The sequence below is a fragment of the Halobellus ordinarius genome, assembly GCF_031823395.1.
Taxonomy (GTDB): domain Archaea; phylum Halobacteriota; class Halobacteria; order Halobacteriales; family Haloferacaceae; genus Haloquadratum; species Haloquadratum ordinarius.
This window is the reverse complement of record NZ_JAVQKJ010000003.1, coordinates 392,377-410,169: the sequence shown is the minus strand read 5'-3', so window position 1 is coordinate 410,169 and position 17,793 is coordinate 392,377. Positions and strand designations below refer to the sequence as shown.

Genomic DNA, 17,793 nt, shown 5'->3' with positions numbered 1-17,793 from the left:
CCAATAGAATCTCTCCGCGTGCAGCAAGCATCCCTGAAGGCCTCCGCGTTCGGTGAGCGCGATACTCCCCCTCAGTTCAGTTCGACGCTCACGTTGTTCTCGGTGACGTGCAGGTAGGTGATGTACGCGCCGCCGCTGGCCCGGTCGTACCGGAGCGTCCCGCCCGATCCGGTCGTGTCGATCTGCGTCGTTCCGCGGTCGCCCGGCCCGTGGAACACCCGGAGATCGAAGTCCTCGCCGAACATCGCGAAGTAGTGGCGGGTGAGGATCCGGACGTTCTGTTCGTCGCCGTAGGTGTACGTGGTGTCCTCGCCGTCATCGCCTATGTGGGCGAACGTGGTCGGATCGGGCTTTGTGGTCGCCGAGTCGTTGAGCGCATCCCAGTCGATGGCGGTCTCTTCAGTGACGTTGCTGCCGCCGTACGTCAAATTCTGCTCCGTGCCGGTGAAGTCGATCCGGATCACCGTGTCGTCGTCCTCGGTGCAGTCCAACTGGACGTCTCCCGAGTCCGAGGGGATGCTGTCGTTCGACCACCGGTGGACGCCCTCCGACGTCCCGTTGTCGTAGTAGTAGACGTCCATCGTCAGCTCCGCGGAGCCGGGCTCGCCGTCCTGACAGTAGCTGTTCCCGATCCCGCTCGGGACCTCGACGCCTGCCTCGTAGGCCGTGTCGCCCCTCTCGGCGTAGAAAGAGACGTAGATGTTGTTGAACGTCCCGCTGTCTTTCTTGACCGATGTCTCGAAGTCCGTGAGCGAGTGACCGGACTGGACACGGCGGACGGGCACCTCCCCGCCCTTCTCGGGGAACTCGAAGGGACCGGCGATGTCTGCGGTCTCCAGAACGACAGTCGCGGTCCGGTTTCCGTCGTCGACGGAGACGTTCCCGGTGGTACGGGCTCGGAAGTAGTCGGCCCACCCCTTGTAATACCGACTGTGGACGGTCACCGATGCGGTTCCGTCCCGGATCGGATTCACGTACGGCTCGCCCGTCACGTCGTACGATTCGGCCTCGTTCGGGAAGATCCGGACCATCTCCCCGTCGCGGCGGATCCTCGCGGTCGCATCTCCAGTCGCGGCGTCGTTCGAGCGGATCCGCAGCACTGGTAGCGTCAGCGTCGTCCCGCGGTAGTGGAACTCCGGCGGCGACACCATCGACGTCCCGCCGTCCTGATGGCGCCAGACGCCGCCACCCTGGTAAGCGATCTCGGTTCCGGCGGTCTGGTAGGTGATCGAGCCGAGGCTGGCGTTGTAGATCGTTTCGTTCTCGTTTGCGGTGTAGTTCTGATGGTCGATCCGCAACCAGCCGGTCTCCGACTCGACGGTGTAGTCGCCGCTGTCGGCGCGGCCGAGTCGGACAGTCTGGACCGAGTTTTCGCCCAGTCCGACGGTTGCCACTCGGGCGTCGAGCAGCGTCATCGAGTGCTCCGCACGGGTAAGCGACGTCTGCTCTTGGACGTCTCCGAGCGCCGAGGAGCCGACCGCGACGATGACTCCCGCCCCGGTGATCGTCAGGGCTAAGAGCAGAATGAAGCCGATATTCGACGACTGTGCCCGGTTGGTCATATCGTAGCTCCCCCCATGTTCGGTTGGCGTAGCGACGGCAACCCTGTCGAGTCGCCCGCCTCGATGACGAGCACCGGTCCGGCCGTGTCCAGTCGGACGACGACCGGCCCCCCTGTCACTGTTCCTTCCTGAATCGGTACGAGCGTCGAGAGGGTAAGCGTGACGCTCACGTCCGACCGCGCCGATCGCAGCGTGAGTTCGTACTGGGCCGGTTGGTCGGGCGGGTTCGCGAGTTCCGTGATTCGGAGCTGATAGGACTCGCCCGCCACCCGCCGCGGGAGATCGACGCCCACACGCACGGAGCGGGACTCTGCGTCCGCCCGCGAGAGCCGGTCGGCGTCGTCGATGCCGGCAGCGAGCCCCTGGCTGATGACGTCGAGTTCCTCACGGACGACGCGGTCGCGCTGACTCTCGACGTACGCGCTGGCGCCGATGAGGAGCCCCGAGATGAGGACGGCGGTGATGCTCAGCGCGATGACGTAGTTCACCGTAATCGACACCGCGCGGTCGGCCCGGGCGCCGTGATCCTCACTCTGCGACCGTCCGCGTCGTTCCGTCACGGCGGCTGCACCTCGATTCGGGCCTCGTAGTCCAGTTCCGGCGTGCGGTAGCGCACCGAGAGATCCGCGCTGTAGATCGCCGGAGTGTCGTAGGGCTGTCCCGTCCCGGCGTCGGCGAGTCCCGGCAGCGTCAGCGCCGACGGTGGCTCGTCGACGACCATCGTGTACGTGCCGCCCGCTTGGTCACCGTACCGGTATCTGATCGCGGCGTCGGTGCCGAGGTCGTCGACGTCGCCGAGCGCCGCACACGGCGCGCCGCCGACGGACTCGTTCGGCACGTCGATTACGAACGTATCGTCAGTGACCGACGCGGCCGGACACTGTGCGACCTCGCTCCCGTCGTCGAACACGCGCACTTCGGGCCCACTGCCGGTATCGTAGACGTAGACGCTCCAGGTTCCCTCGGTGGAGGAGACGTTGACGTGGAAGACGTCGTCGGCGAAGCCGCTGGGGAGCGTCGATTCGTCGACTTCCAGCCGCAGCGACCTGACGCCGGAGAGATCCGTGTCGGCTGCGACCGTCCAGTTCGCCGCGCCGCTCTCGTCGGTGTAGTCCCGCGTGGCGTTGTCCTGCTGGATCCGCGTGCCGTTCTCGACGGCGACGACGCTGGCCGCCGCGCCGTCCCCGGCGACTGCGCGGTGGTGGGATGCCAGGTCGTCCCACCGATCTATCGACGCGTTGAACGCCGAGTTCAGCGCATCCGTCGAGGTGTTGTTCAGGCGGTTCACTGATCGGATGGTGTCGACGCCGGCCGTCCGGGTTTCCCCGACGTACTCGACGGCCGGGACGGCGTCGGCGCCGGTCTCTCTCGTGGCCAGATTGCCGGTGTAGATTGCCGTGTTCAGGAGCAACGCCAGCGCGACGAAAAGCACTGCGAGTGCGAGCGCACCGACCAGAAGCAACTGGGCGCGGTCGTGGTCTGGGGAACGCCCCCCACCTTCACCGTCCCGAGCGGTCACATCCGCCATACGACGATCTCCACCTCCATAACCGAGTACAGGTTCCCCTCCGCGTGCCCATCGTCAACTATGTAGGACGCGTTCGAAAGCGTCGTCGACGAGCGGGTGCCGTCCGCGTTGACGAGGTGATCGTCGTCGGCGAGCGTGACCAGCTGTCGCGCCGTCGAGGCGTGATCGCTCGGCTCGCCGAGGTCGACGATCGCTCGGCTCTGGCGGGTCCCGTCCTCGTCGATATAGTAGACCGTCAGGTCGAAGGCGATGCCCCGTTCGATGAACGTGTCGTTCAATACGCCGCCAAACGTCGTCGGGGGGCCGCCGCGGACATACCCCTCCCGGGTCGCCCCGTGCCAGTTGCTGGCGGACTCGTTCCAGTACAGGATCGTCTCAGCCAACGTTCCGTTCTCTTCGGCCGACGCGAGGACGCCCTCGGCGACGGCTGCCTGCTGGTTTTCGATGTGCTGACTCGAGGTGCTGCCGGTCAACGGCGTGACGGCCGTCACCTGGAGTGCGAACACGAGACTGGATATCAAGATCATCGCGGCGGTGATCGCCTCCAGCGTGTGCGCCTGTGCCCGGTCCATCACCACGTCCTCACGAGCAGCCTGTGTGGTTCGCCGTTGACGTACACGACGCGCGTCGCGGCCGTCACCGAAGTCGTCTCCGTGACCGGCGGTCCTGCCGTGTACTGCACGCCGTCGGTGACGACCGTCCCGTCGAGCGTCCGGATCGAGACGTTGACGTCCCGCGTCGCGCCCGGCGTGAACATCTCGTCGGTCGTGTCAGCAGTCGTGTCGAACCCACACGACGTCGGGGCGTCGGCGCCGCCGTTCAACTGGTCGAAAAAGGCGTTCGTGCAGGTGTCGTTCAGCACGTACGGCGTCGCGGGATCGCCGAGTCGGTCCGTCGACAGCGACGTCGCGATCCGGTCTGCGGTCCCCGGCCCTTCGGCGCTCTGAAACGGGGTGAAGATCGTCGGGACGAAGGCGACGACGAAGGCGACGACGAGCAGGAACACGCCGATGCCGATCGCGAAATCGATCGTCGTCTGCGCCCGATGGCCGACCCGTCCCCGCTCTCGGTTCCGCCGCTTTGCGGCACGCATCACCCGACCACCATCCACACGATCAGCGCGATCGTCTGCAGGATGACCACGAACTTCACTCCCGAGATGATGTCGGCGTTACGGATGTAGCCGCTGATGAAGCCCGACAGCGCCGCCTGGAGCGTCACGGCGTGGAAGAAAAGCACCGACAGCAGGTCGATGTTGATGCCGCCGCCGAAGTTCAGGCCGCCTGCGGCTTCGCCGCCCCCTGACCCGGCCTCGGTGGCGAGTCCAGCCATCACGTCGAGGAACTGCGTCTTCAGGATTGCCATCACGCCGAGCAGCGTCAGATACGTCATCAGAATGATCGCCACCTGCATCCGGGTCCGGGATTTCCGTTCGCGCTCGATGTCGTCCTGGTTTTCGGATGCCTGCGCCGCCGTCGTCAGGACCTCCGTGATCTGACTCGAGGCCTCCTGTGCCTTCGAGATGAGTTTGACTGTTCGTGCGAGTCTGGGAATGTGGTACTTGTTGTTGAACTCCACGAGGGCGCTCCGGAGGCTCATCCCGTAGTTCACCTTCGCGTGCATCACCTCGAACTCGTCGGCGAGCTTCCCCGAGGAGGTCGCTGCGACCGTCTCGATCGATTCCAGCAGGGTCTGGCCGGTGTCGTTGGCGCTCGACAGTTTCCGGAGGTTATCGGAGAGTTTGCCGACGATCGCGTTCCGCGAGCGCACGTTCCAGGTGTGAAAGATCGCGAGCGGGATCCCGATGATGTACACCGGCACGTACCACCAGATGAACGTGCCCCAGATGGGGTTGTTCAGCATCCCTTCCCAGCCCAGCGGCGCCGCCCCGCTCGTGATGGCGACGCCAAGGAGTGCAAGCGACGCCGGCACGGTCAGGATGAGCGTGTACAGCGGGTGATCCCGGAAGAACAGATGCGGTTGCCGAAGCAACTGTTTCGTCTTGTACGTCCCCTCCCGCGCCCGGATGTGTTCGAAGACCCCGAATTCGCCGATGAAGCTCTCTATCAACCCCATGTGGATCAACCCCTCGCGGTTGACCTGTTCCAGCCGATCGGTGCTGTTCGACGGTTGGAGGTAGCCGTCGCCTGGCTCGTCCTGTTTGACGGTCGAAACGAGCACGAGGAATCCAACGCCCGTCAGCGGAATGAGGCCGTAGACGGTCCCGTAGAGGAGCGAGTCCTGGGCCTGCCCCAGCATACTCATGATGACGAGGATGATGATGAGAAGCAGGGGAAACAGAGACAGCGTCATATACATCTCGCCGAACAGTTCCAGCGTCTCCAAAACGGTCTCCTGTTCCTGTTTGGCCGTCCGCAGGTGCTTTTCCTTCTTGTCGTCGAGGAAGCGCTCCATATCGCCGCCGGAGTTGACGATCGACAGCATATCGGTCAGAAACTGCGACAGCTCCTCGGAGGGCGTGGTCATCGCGCCCTCGCGGATCGCGTTCCGGTAGTCGGTGCCGAAGTACTCGGTCTCGCGGACGATGCTCCGGAACTCCTTTGCGACCTCGCCGTAGGTGTCGTCGGCGCGGCCCATCGCTTCCAGGATCTCCAGTTGGTTCAGCCCGCCGACCGAGAGGGCGTACATAAACGAGATCGCGTCGGGCAGCAGCATATTGATCTCGCGCCTGCGCCCCGACGCTTTCGAGTACGGGACTGCCACGAGCGTGCCGAACCCGAGGGCGAACCCGATCGACCCGAACACGAGTCCGGAGACGATCGTGACCGCCGGCACGGTGAGCGCATTCAGTGCTGCCGCCGTCGCGGCGTCGCCCACTGGCAGGCCGATACTGAACACTTCGGGCGCGACCAGGCCGAACTCGAAGATCGCCCAGCCGATGAACGTCCCGAGCAGCCAGAGCGCACCACCCGAGATGACGCCGATCGCCAGCGCGTTCGAGAGATACAGTTCTACCGTTGCCGGCATCCGCGCCTGTTCGAGCTTCCGACCGACGTCCGCGACGAAATCACCCTCCTCGTCGAAGAGAAACTGGAACAGGGGATAGAACGCGTCGCCGAGCGTGTCGGTGCTCCGGTCGAGTTCGCCGCCGTCGCCCTCGCCGACGTCGAGGCTCATTCCTCCGACCCCCGCTCGCCGTCGGTGCTTTCTTCGGCCCCGTCACCGTCGCTCCCCGCCGATCGGGCTTCGTCTCCGCCGTCCGGGCTGATACCCGTCTCGTCGGACTCGTCGCCCTCGTCGGGATCGACCTGCTCGAACTCGCCGAAGTCCCACTCCCCGTCGTCTGTCTCTTCGTCGCTCGGTTCCTCGAGCAGATCCTCGATGCCGAACTCGCCGTCCTCCGCAGCGTCCTCAGCGGCGCTAACCGTCGAATCCGCGCCGAGATCGTTCTCATCTTCGCCGCTGGGGAGGTCATCCTCGGAGTCTGCCTCCTGCTGGGTGTTGCTCTCGTCGACGATGTCGGCGTCTATTGTGCCGGAGGACGCTTCCGCGTCCGTTGGGTCCGGAGACACGTCCGCATCAGCCGAACCGGGTGAGACGTCCGCATCAGCCGAACCGGGTGAGACGTCCGCATCAGCCGAACCGGGTGAGACGTCCGCATCCGCCGAACCGGGTGAGACGTCCGCATCCGCCGAACCAGGTGAGACGTCCGCATCAGCCGAACCGGGTGGGATGTCCGCGTCAGCTGTCGCCTCGGACTGGTCGGCGTTGTCGGGTTCCGCTCCGGTCCCGAACTCGTCGGAGTCGTCGGTCCCCGCGGAGACGCCATCCTCCACGGTGTCGGACGGCTCCTCGTCGACGACTCCATCGAGCGCCGGCGCAGAGGACTCGCCGCTGTCGAGTTCACTGTCGCTCTCGTCCGGCCCGGCATCGAGCGCCGGGGCGTCCGCTTCCGCCGCCAGCGAGTCCAGCTCCGAGTGTTCGCCCGCAGCGGGCGTGACGTCAGGTGCCGGTTCGACGTCGACCAAGGCGTCGGCGACGTCGACGTCTTCCAGGTCGCGGTACTCGGGCCACAGCCTCTCTGCGGCCTCCTCGAGGATCTCCTTACACAGCGCACTGACCTCCTCGCCGGGGTCGGGACGCGGGACCATCTTCTCCTTCTCGGGGTCGACGTCGATCTGCACCGACTCCATCTCCCGGAGGTCCTCGAGGCTGCGTTCCAGTTCCTCGCGGGCCATCAACGCGAGGATCGTCTCCTGGTCGTTGATGAACGCCTGCAGCGTCGCTGCCACCTGCGTGTACGTGTTGAACCCGCGGTCGATCAGGTACGCGAGGACGACGCGCCGCTTGAACAGTTCCTCGTCGAGTTCCTCTCGGGTCCACCCGCGGTCGAACCGGACGTCCTCTAAGGTGTTCGAAGACCCCATCTTGAGGAACTCGTCGCCCTCGGCCTGCCACTGATAGACGTCCTGGACGTTGATCTCGTCGTTCTCGGCGTCGTAGTGGTTGATCTCGGTCAGGGACTTGTTCCGCCTGACCTTGTCGCCCTTGACGCGGGTGGAGGTCTGGATCGACACCAGATCCAGCGCCGTGAACATCGTCTTCGAGACGTTGATCGGGTCGGTGGTGAAGCGCTTGAGCACCTCGCCGACGCTGTCGGCGTGGAAGGTCGTGTAGGTGGTGTGGCCCGTCGACATCACCTGGAAGAGGGTCCGCCCCTCCTCGCCGCGGATCTCGCCCATCACGATGTAGTCGGGGCGTTGTCGCAGTGCGGCCTCCAGGAGGTCGAACTCGTCGACGTCGCCGCGGTCGTCGTCGCTGAACGACGGCCGGGTGACCGAGGCGACCCAGTTCCGCTGGGGGAGTTCGACCTCGCGGGTGTCCTCGATGGAGACGATCTTCGCGTTCGAGGGGATGAAAAGCGACACCGCGTTCAAAGAGGTCGTCTTCCCGGACGCCGTCCCGCCCGCGAAGATCAGGCTCTTGTCGTTCTCGATGCAGAGCCACAGGAACGCCATCTCCTCTAAGGAGAATGTCTTCCAGTTGATGAGGTCGATCGGCGTGTGCGGGACGTCCTTGAACTGCCGGATCGTGTAGTTCGTCCCGTGATCGGAGACCTCCCGGCCCAGCGTCAACTGGGCACGCGAACCGTCGGGAAGTGTCGCGTCGACCTGCGGCCGCCGCTTGGAGATACCCTTCCCGGAGCGCTGGGCGAGTTTCACGACGAAGTCGTCGAGTTCGTCCTCGCCGTGCTCGACGTTCGAGATGATCTGCTCGTAGTCGGAGTGGTAGACGAACACCCGGGAGTTGTACCCGTCACACGAGATGTCCTCGACGTTGACGTCGTGTTTGATCGGGTCGATCCGCTCGTAGCCGATGAAGTCCCGCCGAAGGACGTACAAAAGTTTCTCCACCTGATAGTCGCTCAGTTCGGTCGGATCCTCCGCGAGCACCGCCGGCTCCGGGCGCGCGGCGAGTCCCTCGAGTCCGTCCTCCTCGGCATCGCTCGCGGTCTCGAAGAGCCAGTCGAGTCGTCCGCCGAACGAGCCCTCGTGGAGCCCGAGTTGGCGGGCGTAGGCGGCCATCCGCCGTTCGGACGGCGGCGCTTCCGACTCCCCGGAGTCGTCCTCGTCGTCGCCACCGATCCCGAGGTTCACATCGAGACCGGAGAGCAGGCCTTCCTCCTCCTCGGCCTCGACGGTTCGTTTCGGGAGTATCGACAGCCCCGCGGCCCGCGGATCGTCGGGGGGCTCATAGAGGCCGTACCGTTCGAGGAGTTCCAGCGACTGCTGTTCGATCACGCTCCGTCGGGTGTCCGGCCCCTCCGCTGTGACGCTGTCGTCGTCGTATTTGATCGCCGTCCGGAGCTTCCCCGTGAGGAACTCCGCGAGTTCGCCCTCGATCCGGTTCTGGTGGGGCTGGATCGCGTAGTACTTCTTCTCGTTTTCCTTCCGGGAGTGGAAGATGATCACAAAGGAGTGGGGCTTGTTGACCCAGTAGCGTTCGACCTCCCGGAAGTGCGTCTTCTTCTCGAAGGGGACGGCCTTCTCGAGGTCGTAGCGGTTGACGACGGTCGTCATCCCGCGTGCGTCGGTGAAAAAGGCGTCCTCGTCGAACTCGGGGGCGACATCGACGGTTCGCTCGTCGACGATCTCTTTCAGTTCCGACGCGCGCGTCCCGCCGTGGGCGAGCGTCTCCTCGATCGCGTCCGGATCGAATCCCAGGGCCGCGGCCGGGTCGAACCGTTCGATCTCGCCTTCGTCGTCGCGCGGCCGCGAGCCGTCGTCCTCGTAGTAGTACTGCCGTTTGTAGTGTTCCCAGAGCCAGACGTCCTTGACGACGGGCGTCGTCTCGGGGTCGCAGAACGACTCGAAGGACTGCGACAGGCGGGCCGCAGTTTCCGCGGCCGACTCGACCTCGTCGTCGGCGTCGACGGGGTGAAAGTTCAGATACGACTCGGGGTCGACGCTCACCGAGTCCCAGTCCGCGCGGGTCGGCGTCGGGATCGCCACCTCCTCGCCGTCGTCCCAGCGGCCGCCGCTATCGTCTTCCTCGTCGTGCTCCCGGGGATCGTACCCCCGGTACAGCGACTCGACGTCGCCGTCGCCGCCGTATTCGTCGAGGAAATCCGCCCAGGTGTACTCGCCGACGGCGACCGTCGGTCCCTCGTCGGTGGTCGCACCCGGCGACGCTGCTCCCGCCTCCCCGGCGGCCCCATCGACATTCCCCTCGAGGGTAGACGGCGGTTGCTCCCCGTCCCCCTCTAACGCGTCACCGCCCTCCCCATTGGCGGGGGACGCGTCGTCGTCGGTTGCCATCGTTCAGCAGTGGTCTCCACCACGGAAAAAGACTTCCGCCGCTTCGGCCGTTCAGACGGTCGTCATTCGCCGGTAAACATCCTGAGGGGTTGACACGAGAGGCGCTCAAATCAGAAAAAAAGCAGCGAGAGGACGCCGTAGGCCGCTCCCAGAAGGAGCATCGCCGCGATCAGCACCGCGAACCACGTCCGGCCGTTCCCCGGTACCTCGGGAACGTCCCCGGGGTAGTACGGCGAGAGCGGATCCTTCTGTGGACTATCGTCGTCGGACATCAGCCGGAAGATTCGATCGCCCGCTGCATTATAGTAACGTTTGCAAGTCTTCGCTCATCCGATCACACGACTACGTGCGATCGGATGCGCAATCAGGTGCAAACGCTACGATACCGTTTCACTCACAACCCCCGCAGACGGGGGGTGGTAGTATCACGAACGGTATTTTGCCCGGTTGTTTTATGTGATCAGTTCAGGTAAGGTGGCCTATGAGCAACGAGTCCGACGCCGATCAGACGATCGTCGTGGCGGACGACGACATCCACGTCGAGAAATCGTTCGCGGGCGAGGAGTTCCCCGTGCCGGCGATCAAGTTCCGGCTTCTGTCCGAGAGCGACGAACCGGTCCACATCCGCCTCGTCGATGGGATCCCCGAGGATTTCCCGATGGAAGGAGTCGGGTTCCACCCCGACTACGAGAGCGACAACTGGACCGCCTACAAGGATCACCGCGTCGAATACGAGCGCACACTGGAACCGGGTGAGGCGACGACGACGGTGTACGGGATCCGGATCGAGGACACCTCGGACCTCGAGGGGTTCCTCGGCGAGCCGATCATCGAACGCCCGCCCGTACCCGAAGGGCCCCAAGAGACGCCGGACGGCGCGGACGTCGAGGACATCCTGGGTGCGGATCGCAGTCAACTGGTCCGCGATGCGCTGCAGGGGAACGGCAGGCTCGTCGACGAGGCCGGCGGGGAGGACGTGCCGTCGGACGTCCCTGCGTCGACGGACCCGGACGCCGAACCCGTCGCCCCGGCGGCCGAGGCTGACGATCCCGAGCCGACCGCAGCCGATCCCGACGAGCCCGCGTCGGAACTCGACGAGGAGTCCACCACGACCGAGGACGGCGCCGCCGCGTCCGAGGAGCCAGACTCCGCCGCTGACGATATCGCGGCGGCGACCGAAGACACGCCCGAGACGGAGGCGCCGGCCGAATCGTCCGACGACGAACTGGCCGACGCCGCCGCTGCCGCGGAGGAAGCGATCTCCCCGCGCGAACTCGACGCCGATCTCTCCTCCGCAACGCGGCGGACCGGGGCGGAGGACCCCGCTGTCGAACCACAGTCCGACGAGGACGTCGGAACGGACGCAGCCGACTCGGCGGCTGCAGACGACGCGGACGAGGACGCCCCGACCAGTGAAGTTACCGCAGCTACCGCTGACGAACCCACTGATGAGCCGGCGGATGCGGCCGATGAATCCACTTCGGAACCGACAGATGCCGCCGACGAATCAACTGAGACCGCCGACGAACCCGCCGATACCGCCGACGAACCCGCCGATACCGCCGACGAACCGACTGCGGAGCCGACGCATACTGCCGACGAACCCGCTGCTGCCGAAGCGGACGCGGCTGCCACGGCGGATGCAGACGAGTACGTCGACATCGGAGCCGAGGCCGATGTAGAAGCCAGCGGCTCCCCCGAGGCAGCCGACGACGGGACCACGACGCCGGCGGCCGCTGCCGCCGGTACCGGAGACGCCGCGGAGGACGGACTCGCAGCCACGCTTGCCGCGGAGATTCGCGCGGGTGAGGTTTCCGAGTCCGATCTCGAAACCCTCCGCGACGAACTCGACGCCGGACTGCCCCGGAGTGCCGACGTCCGTATCCGCCGGTTACAGGCGCAGATGGAGGATCTCAACGCCTACGCCGACGCCATCGCGGAGTTCATCGACGAGGAGGGCACCGGCGCGGAACTGGTCGAACGGCTCGATTCGGAACTGGCGGAGATCACAGACGAACTCGCGGACGTGCAGTCGTCGCTCGCCGCCGCCGGCGCGGACCGCGAGGAACTCCGGGACGACGTTCGGGCGGCGCAGGCTGACGTCGACGACGTCGCCGAACGGACCGACGCGATCGAGGACCGAACCGCGGCGACCGAAGACCGCGTCGATCGCGTGGAGGGAGACGTCAAGGACGTCGACGAGAGCCTCGACGATGCGTTCGACGAGATCGATGCGATCGCCGCCGACGTCGACAGCGTCGCCGAGGAAATCGAGACGGTCGCCGACGATGTCGACGCCGTCGTCGAGGAGGTCGAGAACGTGGCCGTAGACGTCGACGAGACCGACGCCCACGTCTCCCGGCTCGACGACGAGATGGGCGAGGTGCGGGAGGATATCGCGGCGCTCGACGGCGACGTCGTCGATGTCCGCGACTCGCTGGAAGCCGAGATCGACGATCTCAGGGCCGACCTGTCGACGCTTTCCGAAGAGCTCGACCGCTTCGAGTCGATCGAGCGCGACATCGAGGAGCTACAGACGTTCCGCGACCGCCTCAACGACGCGTTCGGGCCGACAGGGGAGTAAAGGTGGGCGCTCTGCGGTCGAAGATCGAGCCTGAGCGGCATCAGGCCGAAGCGCAACCGGTTTAGCGCCCCATCATCTTGTTCCAGTAATGACCGAGACGGAGGCGATTCGCGTCGCCGTCCCCCGAAAGGGCCGCCCGCTCGAAGCCGTCCTCGAACGCGTCGCCGACGTCGCGGACGCCGAGGCCGTCGCCGACGAGATCATCTCCACGCTCCGCCACGAGAAGGCGATCACGAAGGACGAACTCGATCCCGACGCGGACGTCTACGATCGGCTCGCGGGGTACTCGGATCTCGACGACGACTACGCGCCGGAGTTTTCGCTCCTCCGTGACGACCGATCGGGGATGCCGCGACGGATCGTCTTCGACAGCCTGACCGTCGACGTGGCCGGCGTTCCCGTCCAGTTCGTCGGCCGCGAGGAGCCGTTCCGTGCGCTCCGCACCCACGAGTTCGGGCTCGGCTTCGACAGCGCCGACCTCGTCTTAGAGGAAGTCGTCGAACTCGAACCCGACGGGATCGGGTCGATTGCCGACGTCAACGCACGGATCGATCCGATGAACACCGACGTCCGCGTCGTCTCAGGGATGGGCGATACGGTGTACCACACGCTGATGGCTCGGCCGGAGATCCTCCCGCCCGGGGCGGAACTCGACCGGGGGTTCGTCGAGGGTTACGAGGGGCCGCTGTGCATCTCCCCGCGCTATGAGCGCCTGGTGGAGGCGGTACTCGGGACGCGGTCGCTCGACGGCATCGACTTCGTGTACCCCGACGGGGAACGCGAGGAGGAAGCCGCAATCGCGGACGCCGGCCTCGGCGTCTATCTGACGATGACCGGCTCGACCGCTCGGAACCACGGGCTGGTCCTCGGCGAGCATCTCTTCCCCTCCGAGACAGTCCTGATGGAGAACGTCGCGGAGACGGAGGGGGCCGCCCCCGATGCCCGCGTTCGTGAGGCGCTCGCGGCGGCGACAGAAGAGACAGAAATCGCGGTTTAGCTCTCCTCGGAGGCGGCGCGCTTCCGCTCATAGTGTTTACTCTCGTCTCTTACCGCCGGGTGCCGCCAACGGGGGTGGCGCCCGGCGGTACACAGTGAGAGCAAACACTATCAGTCGGCGTCGGCTTGCCACTTCCGGACGGTGTCGGGACCGACGCCATCGACGCGATCCGCGAGCGTGTCCGGTTCAGCTTCCTTCAGCGACGCGACGTCGTCGACGCCGGCGTCTTTCAGCTTCGCGGCGGTCTTCTCGCCGATGCCGTCGACGCTCTCCAGTTCGGAGCCGCTCTCGCTCTCTTCGGCCTGGTACTCCCGGTAGTTGCAGATCGGACAGCCGAGTTCCCACGGCTCGCGGTCGTCCTCGTAGGTGATCCGGAGTTCCGGGAGGTCGTGTTCCTCGCAGATTTCCTCTGTCACCTCGACCTCGCCGCGCCGGGGCATCGGCAGCGAGTACTCGCAGTCGGGGTAGCGGGTGCAGCCGACGAGCCGCGATCCCGAGCGGAGGCGCTTGATCGCGAGTTCGCCGCCCGCTTCGGCGGCTTCACCGCCTTCGCCTCGCGACGTCTCCGACGTCGCGCCCTCCTCGGAACCGCAGTCCGGACACGGACCGATCACGAGATCCTCCTGGGCGTCGGCCTCCTCGGCCTTGCAGAGCGGACAGCCGTGCACGAAGGTCTTCCGCCCGGCGAGCATCTTGATGTGGCTGAGGCCGTGTTCCTCGCACTCCTCTTCGAGGATGAGCGGCTTGCCGGTCGACGGCAACGGCAGCGTGTAGGTGCAGTCCGGGTAGGCGTCACAGCCGATGAAGTACGATCCCCCGCGGCTCTTTCTGATCACGAGGTCGCTGCCGCACTCCGGACACTCGCCGACGGTCTTGTCGGCCTTCAGCGACTTCCGCAGGTGTTCGCCGACCTCGTCGCCGGATTCCATCAATCCCTCGAACACCTTTTCGAGGATCTCTCTGGACTCCTCGGTCACTTCAGAAAGGGAGGCCTCGCCGCGTGCGATCGCCTGCATATCCTGCTCCAGTTGTGCGGTCATCTCCTCGCTGACGATCCGGTCTGCGAACTCTTCGGACGCCTCGACGACCGCGCGGGCGAGTCGGGTCGGCCGCGGGGGGTCGCTCTCGATGTACCCGCGGTCGTACAGCTTCTGGATGACATCGTGGCGGGTAGAGTTGTGAACGATGACGCCGCCATCGACGGCGAAGTTGGGTGCCTCGTCGGTAACCGAGAGGTCATACACTGGACCGTCGTAGTCGCGTTCAGTGACCGAACGGACTGTTGCCAGCGATGGACATCCGAGTACTGCCGCGTAGATCGATCTATCGAACCCCGACGCGACGTATCGAATAGTCCGGTTGTCGTCGATGCTCCTGTTGCTCCCATCGATCTCTCTGTTCAAGTATCCGTCCTCGCGTAACTCGCGTATGATCGCGTTCGTTCGGCCTCGTGTGAGGTTGATCTCGGCGGCAAGTTCGTCCGAAGTCTGCGGACGCTCCGCAGTGGATTCCAGGATGTGGGCCTTATGATGGGTGACGTCGTACTCGCGGAGCCCATCGAGTGCCCTGTGGAACTTCTCGTCGGAAGCGACCGGCACGACATCGAAGAACCGCTCCACGTTTCTCCGTCCTCGGATGTGTAGTTTGTGTTGAGCGGGAGATAGCTTCGATTCGATGCCGAACTCGTCGAGCATCCTCCCGACGCCAGCGAGCAGATCGTGGTCGACGTTCGATATAAACGCCTTTCGTTCGCGCGAGATGTGCCCCTCGTCGTCGAAGAGCGCGCCGATGAACGCCGGCGCGAACTCGGTTGGGAGGTCCGGACAGCCGTCGGTTTGGACGGATTTCAGCAGATGATGCAGGACGCGACCGATGCTCGCCGGAACGTTGACTTGATACTTCGTTCTGTGGTATTCCTCGTGTCCGGGATGAGCACTGACCGAAGGAGCCACGCCGAACAGGGTCTCGATATCCGACGTGAACCGATCGATGAGACTCGTGTTGGTGTTGTGATACCGGACATCGACGACGTTCTCTCTCTCGTTGACGTGGACGGAGCCGTCCCCGAGGAGATTACCCAAGACCCGTGCGAGCACAGACGACCATCGTAGCGGAAACGGGTTGCGGAAGCAGACTTCCTGGTTCAGTCCGCGGAGTTCGGTCGGCCGGGTACCGAGTTTGCCGAGAACCCACACTGGAACACCGCGTTTACCGGTTTCCATCGCGGATACCCGTGCCTGGGTTGTGCCCAGTCGCGTCGCGAGTTCCGTCTGCGTTTCCTCCGTGTCCGACCGGATCCGAGCGACCACATCGCCACACTCGACCCCGAAGAGCTTCGTCGACTCGTCCGCGGTCGCCGCGAACTCCTCCCAGGAGAGGACGACCGGTGCGTCACCTCGGTCAGCGGTGGAATCCGACGGCGATGCTCGGGTGGCCAAGAGTTCATCACTGGGCTCGATTTCGGCGGCGGGAACGACACGCCGCGTTCCACCCCTGTTGATGTACAGTGGGTGTTCTTCGGTGACGGAGAACCCTCCGAACTCGGTTTCGATTTCCAACACTCGTTCGTTCGGCCCCAGTGGGCGTTTACTGACGAGTTCGCTCTCGGGTTCGATCGTCCGCCCTGCGCTCTCGGAGAACGAAACCGTTCGTGGACCGCCGGTAGTCGTTCCGATGTCCGTATCGCCGTCCGCGATGACGATCTGTTCCTCCTCGAAGAGTGTGTCGACAGAAGTACGTTTGATCTCCCCGCTTTCCGTCCGGACGAGAACATTCGTATCTTCTGTCAGACACTTTGTCCCGATCTCCATCTCTTCCATCGTCTCGATGAGCCTTGATTGGCCGTAGCGCCGCGGCGGCTGGGTCTGCTTGGCCTCGATACTCGTGTCGGTGACGGTCAGGGTCTCTCCTTCGGTCACGTCGGGCACGAACGACTCGCTGGCGTTCGAGTACGGGTAGACCGCGTGATAGCCCGGCTCGACCAGGCGCTTGCCGTTGGCTTTCAACGAGAGGTCCTCGTCGTCGCCGACGGTCGCGACGACACGGAGGTGCTCCCAGGTCGCCGACTCGGCGACGGTCGCGAAGAAGCGCCGCACCACCAGTTCGTAGACCTCCCACTCGTCTTCTGAGAGCTCGGTGCGGCTCGGCAGTTCCCCCGTCGGGTGGATCGGCGGGTGGTCGGTCGTCTCCTCGTCGCCCTCGGTCGGCTCGATCGACTCCTGTTCGAGCAGCGCCGAGGCGTCGTCGTCGAACGCACGCGTGCCGACGAACGCGTCCAGGAGGTCGCGCGGGTCGAGGTCGTCGGGGTAGACGGTGTTGTCCGTCCGCGGGTAGGTGAGGTAGCCGGCGGTGTAGAGATCCTCGGCGATGCTCATCGCGCGCTGGGCCGAGTAGCCGAGCGACCCCGCCGCGCGGATGAACTGGGTCGTGTTGAACGGGGCCGGCGGGTCGTCGGTTCGGGTCCGGCGGTGGACGGAGTCGACGGTGGCTGCGGTCGCCGCTTCCAGCGTCTCGTACGCAGTCTCGGCGGCCTCTTCGTCCCAGACGCGTTCGGCCTCGTTCCCGTCCTCGTCGAGATAGAAGTACTGCGCCTGGAAGGCGCCCGCGTCGGCGCCGTCGCTGCCGGTCGCGCCCGCATCCTTCGCCAGATCCGCGAACAGCTCCCAGTAGTCCTCGGGGTCGAACGCCTCGATCTCGCGTTCGCGGTCGACGATGAGCTTCAGCGTCGGCCCCTGCACCCGGCCGACGGAGATGAAGTCGTCGCCGAGTTGTCGGGCCGAAAGCGAGAGAAAGCGCGTCAGGGCGGCGCCCCACACGAGGTCGACGATCTGCCGCGCCTCGCCCGCGGCCGCGAGGTCGAAGTCGAGTTCGTCGGGGTTCTCGAACGCCTCGGTCACCTCCCGCTCGGTGATCGACGAGAAGCGCACGCGGTCGACCGGGACGTCCTCGTTGACCTCCCGGACCAGTTCGTAGGCCTCCTTGCCGATGAGTTCGCCCTCGCGGTCGTAGTCAGTCGCGATTGCGACACGCCCGGCCTTCCGGGCGAGTCGGCGCAGCGCCGCGACGATGTTCTCCTGGGTGGCGTGCTTGTCGATCGGCGCGTCGATCAGTTCGACCGGTTCGACGTCGCGCCAGTCGTTGTACTCCGGCGGGAAGTCGACGCCGACGACGTGCCCCGACAGGCCGATGCAGCGTTTGCCGCCCCACTTGTAGACGTTGACGCCGTTGAGACGGTCGGCCTCGGCGGACCCGCCGCTGAGGATGTCGGCGATCCGCCGGGCGGCGTTGTCCTTCTCGGTGACGATGAGTTCCGGGCCCTGGCTCATTGGCCGCCGGTAAGCGAG

The 17,793-nt window shown here is 65.5% G+C and carries 11 protein-coding genes; 2 read left to right on the top strand and 9 right to left on the bottom strand.

Features of this window, described 5'->3' with window-relative positions; genetic code table 11:
* Positions 1–71: 71 nt before the first annotated feature.
* The 8 genes from RJT48_RS05465 to RJT48_RS05430 all read right to left on the bottom strand — a co-directional run bounded on the left by RJT48_RS05465 (position 72) and on the right by RJT48_RS05430 (position 10,141).
* Positions 72–1,562: a DUF7289 family protein gene (locus RJT48_RS05465; RefSeq protein ID WP_311171234.1), complete on the bottom strand. Its 1,491-nt coding sequence runs from the start codon at positions 1,560–1,562 to the stop codon at positions 72–74.
* Entirely contained in the window at positions 1,559–2,122 is a 564-nt protein-coding gene (locus tag RJT48_RS05460) for a DUF7266 family protein (protein ID WP_311171233.1), read from the bottom strand. The genes RJT48_RS05465 and RJT48_RS05460 overlap by 4 nt, the downstream gene beginning before the upstream one ends.
* Positions 2,119–3,090, bottom strand: a complete 972-nt coding sequence (locus RJT48_RS05455; RefSeq protein ID WP_311171232.1) for a hypothetical protein — start codon at positions 3,088–3,090, stop codon at positions 2,119–2,121. The genes RJT48_RS05460 and RJT48_RS05455 overlap by 4 nt, the downstream gene beginning before the upstream one ends.
* A complete protein-coding gene (locus RJT48_RS05450; protein ID WP_311171231.1) occupies positions 3,078–3,662 on the bottom strand; it encodes a DUF7288 family protein in 585 nt (194 codons plus the stop codon). The genes RJT48_RS05455 and RJT48_RS05450 overlap by 13 nt, the downstream gene beginning before the upstream one ends.
* Positions 3,662–4,183, bottom strand: coding sequence for a DUF7287 family protein (locus RJT48_RS05445; protein WP_311171230.1), 522 nt, complete (start codon positions 4,181–4,183; stop codon positions 3,662–3,664). Before RJT48_RS05445 ends, RJT48_RS05450 begins: the two co-directional genes overlap by 1 nt.
* Positions 4,183–6,228, bottom strand: a complete 2,046-nt coding sequence (locus RJT48_RS05440; RefSeq protein WP_311171229.1) for a type II secretion system F family protein — start codon at positions 6,226–6,228, stop codon at positions 4,183–4,185. Before RJT48_RS05440 ends, RJT48_RS05445 begins: the two co-directional genes overlap by 1 nt.
* Positions 6,225–9,869, bottom strand: a complete 3,645-nt coding sequence (locus tag RJT48_RS05435; RefSeq protein ID WP_311171228.1) for an ATPase, T2SS/T4P/T4SS family — start codon at positions 9,867–9,869, stop codon at positions 6,225–6,227. The genes RJT48_RS05440 and RJT48_RS05435 overlap by 4 nt, the downstream gene beginning before the upstream one ends.
* A gap of 110 nt (positions 9,870–9,979) precedes the next feature.
* On the bottom strand, positions 9,980–10,141 hold the full coding sequence (locus RJT48_RS05430; RefSeq protein ID WP_311171227.1) for a hypothetical protein: 162 nt from the start codon (positions 10,139–10,141) through the stop codon (positions 9,980–9,982).
* A 209-nt stretch (positions 10,142–10,350) separates the two neighbouring features.
* Here RJT48_RS05430 and RJT48_RS05425 point away from each other — a divergent pair, with 209 nt between their 5' ends.
* Positions 10,351–12,453 (top strand): hypothetical protein, encoded by a 2,103-nt coding sequence (locus RJT48_RS05425; protein WP_311171226.1) that lies wholly within the window; start codon positions 10,351–10,353, stop codon positions 12,451–12,453.
* 88 nt (positions 12,454–12,541) lie between these two features.
* Positions 12,542–13,450, top strand: a complete 909-nt coding sequence (locus tag RJT48_RS05420) for a phosphoribosyltransferase HisG-related protein (protein ID WP_311171225.1) — start codon at positions 12,542–12,544, stop codon at positions 13,448–13,450.
* Between the two features lie 110 nt (positions 13,451–13,560).
* Here RJT48_RS05420 and RJT48_RS05415 read toward each other — a convergent pair whose 3' ends face one another.
* Complete coding sequence (locus RJT48_RS05415; protein WP_311171224.1) at positions 13,561–17,775, bottom strand: DNA topoisomerase I; 4,215 nt, start codon at positions 17,773–17,775, stop codon at positions 13,561–13,563.
* Positions 17,776–17,793: the final 18 nt, after the last annotated feature.